Here is a 9,713-nt window from a genome sequence, read left to right as displayed (position 1 = left end):
TTAGAATATTGTGAAATTATGGTTCCATTGGTAACAATATCTCCACAATTTAAAATCAAATCTACTGAATTATGAATGTCTGTCCCATATAATTCAACAAGTTTGCTTTTTATTTGCTGAACATTTTGAGTTGTTTTAGCAATATCAGTTCGATTATCTCCCAAAACCACCATTCTAATATGTTGGTTTGGTGTTGTTTTTAATGCGGGTGTTCTAAAAGAATAGATTTGAGAAGCAAATGTGCCATTATAACATTGATAAAAATATTCGGTGTCGGGCAATAATCCCGTTAGTTTTACCGTATGCCAATAATAAGCTCCGCTAATTTGTTCCCAAGTTCCTGTTTGTGTTTGATCTAAATTTGCAGTACTTGTTCCAAATTTTATTTCTGGGTTTTGTGCAATGTCTGACGAATGCCAAGAAACATAGATAGAAGTTGGTGTAGCAGTTTGCAAAAAAGGTAAAAAATCAGGAAGAGCTGGAGTGTTTGAATGTAAACTTCCAATCGTAAAAACTTCGGCAGCACTTAAGGTCTTGTCAAATATTCCCATCGATGCCACATCCATTTGGTTATCTTCTCCATTATCATCGGCTAACAGCAACAATATGCTTTGCAAAGAAAAACGACCATTTAATGTGTCTGAAGCTCCTGCATTCCATTGAGTTCCGTCAAGATATACTTTGATGGAATTTCCGGCATCAACAGTTATTACTAATCGATACCATTCGTTAGGAACAATGGATAAAGTTGAATAACCCAAGGAATATACGCCGACTTTTCCGGCAAGATTTACAAATAAATCCCCATCAGTAATATTTGTTGGCACAGTTTGAAAAAAACTGTACCATTGACCTGTTGATGGAATTTTGAAATCAATCATCAGTGAATATTGATTTACTGTTGGTTGACCATCGGTTAAAATACTATGTGTACATTCAAAATAGTTACCCAGAGTTTTTCTTATTGCAAAATCAGTGGCAGTTGGTCCTGCAACTTGGGCAAATGCCCCATGATTGATAAGATCATTGCCTATTTGGGCTTGATTTAGATTTGCACTATTTTCAAAGTTCCAATACCCAACTAGTGAAGACCAATTAGATGGTGTGAAATTAGTTTGAGCATTGCAGCATCCTAAAATTGACAATACTATAAGAGTGAAGATGAATTTCATTAAATTATACTATAAAATATTGTTCTTAATATATTCTCTTTAAAAAAAAATTAAGATAAAAGGAGAAATATGTTTAATTGCTTTCGTTGAGAAAACAAATTCTCATCAAAAGAGAGGTTGGCTCTAGATTGTTTTTGAAATGTTAAAAGCTCAAATGAAAATACCACAAGGAAATCAACTTACATCAAAAACGTAAAAAGAATTCCTTGTGGCATTCCAATCAATCTAAAACTATTTAAGTATTACTGAGAAAGTTTGATTTATGTCCTCAGAAGTTAGTCTAACAATATAATTTCCAGCATTATATTTGTTTTTTGCACTCCAAGATATAGTTTGTTCTCCTTGATCGACACTTCCTTTAAAAATATTTTCAACAACTCTGCCTGTTAAATCTATCAATTCTATAGAAGCATTTTTTGAAGCAGATGGCATATTGAATGAAATACGAGCACTACCAGAATTCACAGGATTTGGATATACTTTTAAAGTATTATTAGCGGCAGAAAATTTTGCTGTTCCTAACAAAGAAGCTCCAGCCATTTGAGCAACTTCAGCAGGTAATAAAGCTCTATCCCAAATAGCAACCTGTGCTAAATTAATTGTAGCTTGTTCAAAGTCAGGATCTCCGAGAAAATTAACTATTGAAAGTAAACTTTTACGAGCGTCATCAATAGCAACGCCATCAGCACTCATCCATTCAACCCCATTCACATATAGTTTTCTACTTCCTATGGCTTGTGTTAAATCAACAGTGACTACAAGTCGATTCCAAGTGTCAGTGGTAACTACACTTGCTCCTCCTGTGTACCATCCCCATAAATTACCACTACCAACTCCACCGTTTGATCTAATATAAAGCTCACCATCTCCTCCAGGTGTTGCTGGGTTTGTGTCGAATAAACAATTCCATGCTGGTAATGCTGGCACAGAAAAATCTATCATAATTGACCATTGATTAACTCTTGTTCCACCACCATTAGGGGCAATGCTATGTGTACAAGCTAAAAAACTATTAATGCCTGCAGTAGGGTTGCTTTGTATTGCAAAAGTACCTGCGGGCCCAGCCACTTGTGTGAAAGCGCCAACACTACTCAATACTAAGTCTGAACCATATCCTGCTTCAGCTTTCCCTAAATTAGCATTGTCTTCAAATGTCCAGTAACCCACTGGACTATAATCAAATGGGTCAAAATTGTTTTGTGCGTTAGATAGCCAAGCGCAAGACAATAGTAGTAAAGTAAAGATTTTTTTCATAATAAAAATGTTTAGTTAATTTGTTAAATAATTAGTTTTTTGCTTTCATTTATATAAAATAATCGAGTTATAAATAACCGTAAAGACTATTTATTATTAATAAATGACATCGCAATAATAATGTATTTCGGGACTGACTGTAAAAATAGAAATACACTATGATTACGCTTTATTATGAATTCAACACGTTAATAATACTCTAAAAACCACAACTATTTATTTATCAATTGTTTAAAAAATATTTTTTTTGTTGATTTGCATCAATTTTAACTGTATTTTTGTATGTAGAACTCAGAATTATCCATAATAAGTAGTTAAAAATTAAATAGTCAGTAATTTTTATATGAAAATAATAACAAAAACACATTGTCTTTTTATAGTATTTGGATTGTTTTTATCCTCTTTACTTTACAGTCAAACAAAAAATGAGCAGTCTAGTCTATCGGCTATTCCTTCAACTCTAAAAATAATTCACTTTACAAGAAACGATTTCAAAGCGGACCCACAATTTTTGACTATGTGCGAAAATGAGGATGGCACATTAATATTTGGCAATAATGATGGAGCTATAATTTTTGACGGAGAACATTGGCAAAAAGTAAGTCTTCCTAATAATTCATCTGTAAGTTCTCTTGCAAAGACAAGCTCTGGAAAAGTGTATGTTGGTGGTTATAATGAATTAGGAACTTTACAGAAAAATAAATTTGGGAACTATTTTTACAAATCACTTGTTGCTGAATTTCATCTTGAAGATAAAAATTTGGAAAACTTGTGGCAAGTTCGAGAATTTAAAAATCATATCATTTATAGAACTTTTTCTGAGTTAATTGTCATTACCGGAGATCGAGTAACTCTACTTCCTGCCAATAAATCATTTATTTATTCGGAAAAAGTTAGAGATCATTATTTTGTACAAGATGCTGAATTTGGAATTTATGAATTTGATGCAAAAACCACGAGTCTTTTTCCTGTTTTTGATGTTAAATCAATTTTAAATGAAAATATCAACGCCATTCTTCCCACTACGAATCCTGATATTTTTACCATTATTTCAAGATTTGGAAACGTTTATACTGGAAATATAAAAACAAAAATAATTACAAAAAAACTTTCCCTTTTTGATGGCACGAAAAAAGATATAGTCTCTTATGGAATTCTTGGTAATAACAATGATTATTTGATTGGCACTCGCAGCTCTAAAATTATTACACTTACTGCAAATGGCAAAATAATACGAGAAAATCCACTATTTTCTGGGCTTTCAAGCACAACAATTCATTGTATTTTTCAAACAAAAAATCAAAATATTTGGATATTACAAAGCAATGGATTAAGTCTATTAGACTATAAATCCCCTTTCATTTCTGTTTTTGACCAATCATCTGTTTATGGCGTTTTAGTAAAAAACAAAATTGTTTATTTAGCCACAAGTAATGGTGTTTATTTTTCTGACTTTTTAAAAAATTCAAATAACAATAATTTCAATTTCAAAAAAATAGAAAATTTACAAGGTTCTAGTTGGGCAATTCAAGAATTAGATAATGATATTATTGTTTCTCACGATGCTGGACTTTTTAAAATAGAAAACGAAAACGCACAAAAAATAGGCTCCGAAGATGGTTTTTGGAAAATGACTAAAATAAAAAATAAGAAAGGATTCTATTTAGGTTCTAATTATTCTGGGTTGTATCTTATAAAAAAAGTCAACAATAATTGGACTATTAAAAACAAAATTAAAGGTTTCGAAGAGTCAAGCAGAGACATTCTTGCAGATTATAAATCAGAAACTTACTGGGTATGCCACGGATATAAAGGCGTTTATAAGATTCATATCAATCCGGATTATTCTAGGGTAGATGCGGTAGATCATTTTACAAATAAAAATGGATTCAAATCCCCTTTCAATATAAACGTTTTTAATTGGGACGGAAAAATAGTATTTACTACAAACGACGGAATTTATACCTACAATGAAGGAGCTAATAAATTTGAATTATTCAATACTCTAAATTCTATTTTTGACCCCTCAATTAATACCCGAAAATTACTTGAAAGTAATGGTAAAACTTGGTTTGTTCAAGACGATGAAGCGGGTTATTTTATTGACAAAAACCCTACACTTTACAAAGATATATTTCTAAATCTCAAAGGAAGTTTTAATCGCGGAATGGAATGTATTTATCCGCTAGACAACAACACTGTTATGTTTGGAACAAATGCTGGTTTATACCTTTATACCCTAGCAAAAAATCGAAGCAAAAATATTTTTCCAACTAATATTAGCCAAATAATATATACCCAAAATCAAAAACTTAAAAATATTGAAATAAGTTCAAAAGAAAACAATATACAATTACCCAATCAAACTGATATATTGCGTTTTGAATTCTCCTCTCCGAAAATGTTTTCAAGTTCAGAAATTCAATACAGTTACAAACTTGAAAATGTAGACCAAAACTGGTCTACTTGGCAAAAAAGTGCCTATAAAGAATACACTCACTTAAGACCTGACTCCTATACATTTGTGGTCAAAAGCAGGAATTTAGCCGGACAATTAGGCGAAGAAACTAGGTTTGAATTTAACATTTTACCCAAGTGGTATCAAACTAATTTTGCTTATTTTATTTATATAATTTTCTGTTTTTCATTTATTTACTACGTCATCAATTATGTTAAAAAGAGAATCGCTTATGAACAATTAAAATCGAAAATTGAAATAAAAAAATCACAACAACTACTAGAATTAGAAATTGAAAAATTAAAACTAAAACAAGACAAAGAAGCTATTTATAAAGACAAATTGAGCCTAGAAGGTGATATCATCAACAAAAGCAAGGAATTAGCTAACTACACTATTTCGTTAAGTAAGAAAAAAGAAGTTTTCGATGAATTAAAAAATGATCTAAGCAAACTACGCGAACTACTTAAAAGTCAAGAGTCAAAAAAGAAAATTACAGAAATTTTTCAAAAATTAAATCAACACCGTATTGGTGAAGAATATATAGAAATCTTCGATGTCAATTTCGAAAAAATAAATCACAATTTCTTCGAAAAATTGAAGCAACTAGACTCAACACTTACCAAAAGAGAATTGCGTTTATGTGCCTTTGTAAAAATGGACTTAACAAATAAAGAAATTGCACCACTATTAAATATCTCTATTAGAGGTGTAGAAAGTGCCCGTTATAGAGTGCGAAAAAAACTAAATGTTCAATACGAAGATAACTTTATGTCATTTCTTGAAAATTTGGCCGAAAACAGTTGATGACTATTTGCTTTAATTAATAACAATCTTCAATCAAAAATTACTTGATTCAAATTAAAAAAAATCATCTCTTATAATTAAATATTTTTTTTAATAATTTTTGAGGATTTCCTCCAACTTGTAGTTCAAACTCTCCTTCTTCGGTTATCCATTTGTTTTCCATCCCGATGAAAGCCAAATCGTTTGCTTTGATGCTGAAATTTACCGTTTTTGTTTCGCCAGGTTTGAGATTAATTTTAGCAAAACGAACCAGTTTTCTGCAATCTGGCGAAACAGATGCAATCAAATCTTTAGTATAAACCTCTACGATTTCTTTTCCTTCCTTGCTTCCCGTGTTTTTCACGTCAATGGAAATTTTGAGTTCTTCGTTACCTTTTAAAATCTCCGAATTGATTTTCAAGTTTGAATATTCATATGTGGTGTATGACATTCCAAAACCAAATTCAAATTGCGGATAAAAACCATTATATCCCCAATCTGCGTCCTTGATATCTGTTTTTTTATAATAATAAGTCATCGCATTACCAGTATATTTTGGATACGTATATGGCAATTTCCCACTTGGATTTATTTTGCCAAATAATACATCCGAAATCGCTCGACCACCTTCTTCACCTGGATAATACCCCATAACAATGGCATCAACAAATGGCTCTACTTCTCGAATGATGCGTGATCTTCCTTGAACCATTACCAGAATTATTGGTTTCCCTGCTGCCGAAAGTTTCTTGATTAATTCCTGTTGAACTTCTGGAAGTTGCAATTCGTTAATATCTGAAGGTTTTTCCGAAGCTGGAATTTCACCTACACAAACAACTACATAATCAACATCTTTGGCTTTTTCTACTGCTTTATCAGTATTGATATCTACTAAATAATCTGTCCCTTCTACAAATTCAACATTGGTTGCGCCTACTTGTTTTCGTACAGCATCCAAAATCGTTTGTTTAGTTGGGTCGTTATATTTTGTTTCTCTACCAAGAAAAGATCTTGACCAAGCACCATTTAGAACATTTATGGAATTAGCAGAATATCCTGTAACCAATACTTTCTTGGTTGACGAAAGCGGAAGAATATTATTTTTATTTTTTAATAAAGTGATGGCTTCACTAGCAGTCTTATAGTTTGCCGCAATGTGCTCCTTACTAGCAAAATCTGGATAATTTTTTGGATTATTATAAGGAACTTTAAAAAGATTTAATTCAAATTTAAGATGCAAAACACGGCTCACGGCATCATCAATCCGACCCATTGGTATTTCTCCATTTTCAGCTAAATCTACAATATAATCGACAACATCGGCATTAAAAGGATTCATAATCATATCTAATCCAGCATTTACTGCCATTTTTGTTGCTTCTCGTTTGTCTTTTGCAACAAGATGTCCTTCAACAAGGAAATCAATATCACTGAAATCTGAAATCACAACACCTTTAAAACCCATTTCACCTTTGAGAATATCGGTAATATAGTATTTATTAATATGACATGGAATACCATTTACTGCATTAGAGCTAATCATTACTCCCATTGCACCACTTTTTATCGCTTTCTCAAAAGTGGGTAAATAATATTGGCGCAGACTATTTTCTGGAATGAGCGCACTGGCTCTGTCTTTCGCATTTTTCCCTGCAGCATATCCAACGAAATGTTTCAAACAAACCGCAGTGCTTTTAGAATCTTGCAAGCCTTTTCCTTGTGAACCTTTTATGTAAGCATCTGCCATTTCTGAAATGAGGTAGGGATCTTCGCCAAAACTTTCTGAAATTCGTCCCCAAAGTGGGTTCATCGCTACATCTACATTTGGGTTAAAATTCCAAGGAAGAGATGCTGCTCTTGATTCGTAAGAAGTTATTTCTCCACAAATTTTCGACAAATCTGTGTTCCAAGTCGCGGCAACGGCAATTTGATGTGGAAATAGAACAGAACCATTTACATAATTTGCCCCGTGAATATCGTCAATTCCATACAAAACAGGGATTTTTAAACGGGTTTTTGTCATCGCCGAATCCTGAATTTTTTTAACGATTTGATACCAATCTTCTCTCTCTGCAGGATAACCCGGCGTATTGTGAATGGAACCAACGGCATAATCAACGATTAATTTCTTGAATTTTTCTTGATCAAAAGTAGCTGTTTCCCTTTTCTCCCAGTAATCTCCTGTTAGCACAGCTGGCAATCCAATGTTCAGCATTTGACCTGCTTTTTCTTTCAAAGTCATTAAAGACAGTAAAGAATCTACTTTTTGATCGATAGATTTTTGCTGTGCATTTGTATTTAAAACAAATAGACAAACCATTAAAATAATAGCAAGTAAAGTGACTTTCTTCATCTTAATACACTAATGTCTGAATGGCGTGAGGTAAAATGGAAACTTCTGTTGTATTTTCATCTACACATAAATTGTAAGTTACTTTTTTGTTACTTTGATTCATAACTACTGTAATTACTTTTCCATCTTTGTTCAAAAACGAAGTAGTTATCAAATTGCTACGACTGGAAACACTACCGATTCTTTTAGCCTCTTTTCCAATAAATTTAGAGAAATGTCCAATAAAATAATAAGAAGGTGTGTAAATTAATTCACCTGTTTTTGTGTCTCCATGAATGGGTGCAAAGCAAAAATTCCCTACGTGATTTGGACCTCCATTTTGATCCAAAAGAATATTCCAATCTGTCCAACCCACTGTCCCATTATTAAAATCGTTTATCATCGATTTCCCGTAACGTTCTCCATTTTTCCATAATTGATATTTTGCTGCATCAAATTTTTCTACACATCCTTCGGTAAAAAGTAAATCTTTATTAGGATACATTTCGTGTACTTTGCCTACATTTTCGAACATCATATCTCCACCACTCCAGTTTTCATACCAGTGAAAACCAATTCCCCATACATATTTATTGGCAACTGCATCATCAAGAATCGTGCTTGCTCTTTGCGACATCAAGTCTCTATTATGATCCCAAACAGTTATTTTTTTGTCTCCAAGTCCTGCTTTTGCTAATGTTGGTCCAAGATAATTTTTCAAGAAATCTCTTTCTTCAGTAGCCGTGTAAATACAAGATTCCCATTTTTGAGTCGCCATTGGCTCATTTTGAACTGTTAATCCCCAAACTGGGATTCCTTCTTTTTGGTAAGCATTAATAAATTTTACATAATAATTTGCCCAAGGTTGGTAAAATTCTGGTAATAACTTACCTCCTCTAAGCATATTGTTATTGTCTTTCATAAACGCTGGCGGACTCCAAGGGCTAACATAAAAAGTCATTTTACCTCCTGCCATTGCAATTGCTTCTTTTATTAAAGGCAATTTGAATTTTCTGTCGTGGTCGATGTTGAAAGTTTTCAAATCTTTATCCCCTTCTTCAACATAAGTATAAGAATCGCTACTAAAATCACAACTATGAATGTTAGTTCTCATCAATGTATAGCCAATTCCTTTGTCTTTGCTATAATAGGCTTCTAGAAATTCCTGTTGTTTGTCTTTTGGCAATTTTGCAAAAACCTCAGCACTGGCATCCGTAATAGCACCACCAATTCCTAGAAAAGTCTGAAAGGTTTTATTTGGATTTACAAAAATACAGGTTTGCGTTTCCAATGGCTGTTTCATATCCTTGAATTTGAGATTATCCGTATTGGTTAATCTTAAATTTGTGCTATCAGCAGAAGTATAAACAACAATTGTTTTCCCAGTTGCGGAATATGATTTTGACTGGATTTTACTTTTTTGTTGAGAAAATGTTAGTGTTGTAACTAATAACATTGACAGGATAATTGTTGCTTTCATAATTTATTTTTTAATGCTTAATCTATAATGTGCCTTTGATTTTAAGCGCACAAGGTTTTAATTTTTTTGCAGGTTTTAGTCTTTTTATTTGGTTCTGCTGGAATTGTTGTGAACATTCAATTTTTTTTTAACCATTAAGATATTAAGTTTCATTAAGAAAGACTGTAGAGCTTAATTTCCTTACTATCTTAATGGTTAAAAATGTTTGTAAATTTGTGTTTAAATGTTTTT

Annotated in this window: 5 protein-coding genes; 1 reads left to right on the top strand and 4 read right to left on the bottom strand. The window is 32.3% G+C overall.

Features of this window, described 5'->3' with window-relative positions:
* Together PHC28_RS05225 and PHC28_RS05220 are read right to left on the bottom strand one after the other, a co-directional pair.
* Positions 1-1,172: fibronectin type III domain-containing protein (locus PHC28_RS05225; RefSeq protein ID WP_300096962.1), on the bottom strand; the 1,172-nt coding region annotated here is incomplete at its 3' end.
* A gap of 231 nt (positions 1,173-1,403) precedes the next feature.
* The gene (locus PHC28_RS05220) at positions 1,404-2,426 is read right to left on the bottom strand and encodes a T9SS type A sorting domain-containing protein (protein WP_300096960.1); all 1,023 of its coding nucleotides are present in this window, start codon (positions 2,424-2,426) and stop codon (positions 1,404-1,406) included.
* A gap of 343 nt (positions 2,427-2,769) precedes the next feature.
* On the opposite strand from PHC28_RS05220, the gene PHC28_RS05215 reads away from it, so the two are divergent.
* On the top strand, positions 2,770-5,691 hold the full coding sequence (locus PHC28_RS05215; RefSeq protein WP_300096958.1) for a triple tyrosine motif-containing protein: 2,922 nt from the start codon (positions 2,770-2,772) through the stop codon (positions 5,689-5,691).
* Between the two features lie 64 nt (positions 5,692-5,755).
* On the opposite strand, the gene PHC28_RS05210 is transcribed toward PHC28_RS05215, so the two are convergent.
* Together PHC28_RS05210 and PHC28_RS05205 are read right to left on the bottom strand one after the other, a co-directional pair.
* Positions 5,756-8,023, bottom strand: coding sequence for a glycoside hydrolase family 3 N-terminal domain-containing protein (locus tag PHC28_RS05210; protein WP_300096956.1), 2,268 nt, complete (start codon positions 8,021-8,023; stop codon positions 5,756-5,758).
* 1 nt (position 8,024) lies between these two features.
* A complete protein-coding gene (locus PHC28_RS05205) occupies positions 8,025-9,482 on the bottom strand; it encodes a glycoside hydrolase family 30 protein (protein ID WP_300096954.1) in 1,458 nt (485 codons plus the stop codon).
* Between the last annotated feature and the right edge of the window lie 231 nt (positions 9,483-9,713).

Origin of the sequence: Flavobacterium sp. (genome assembly GCF_028712645.1) — a bacterium.
In the GTDB taxonomy this organism is placed as follows: domain Bacteria; phylum Bacteroidota; class Bacteroidia; order Flavobacteriales; family Flavobacteriaceae; genus Flavobacterium.
This window is presented reverse-complemented; position numbering and strand designations above follow the sequence as displayed.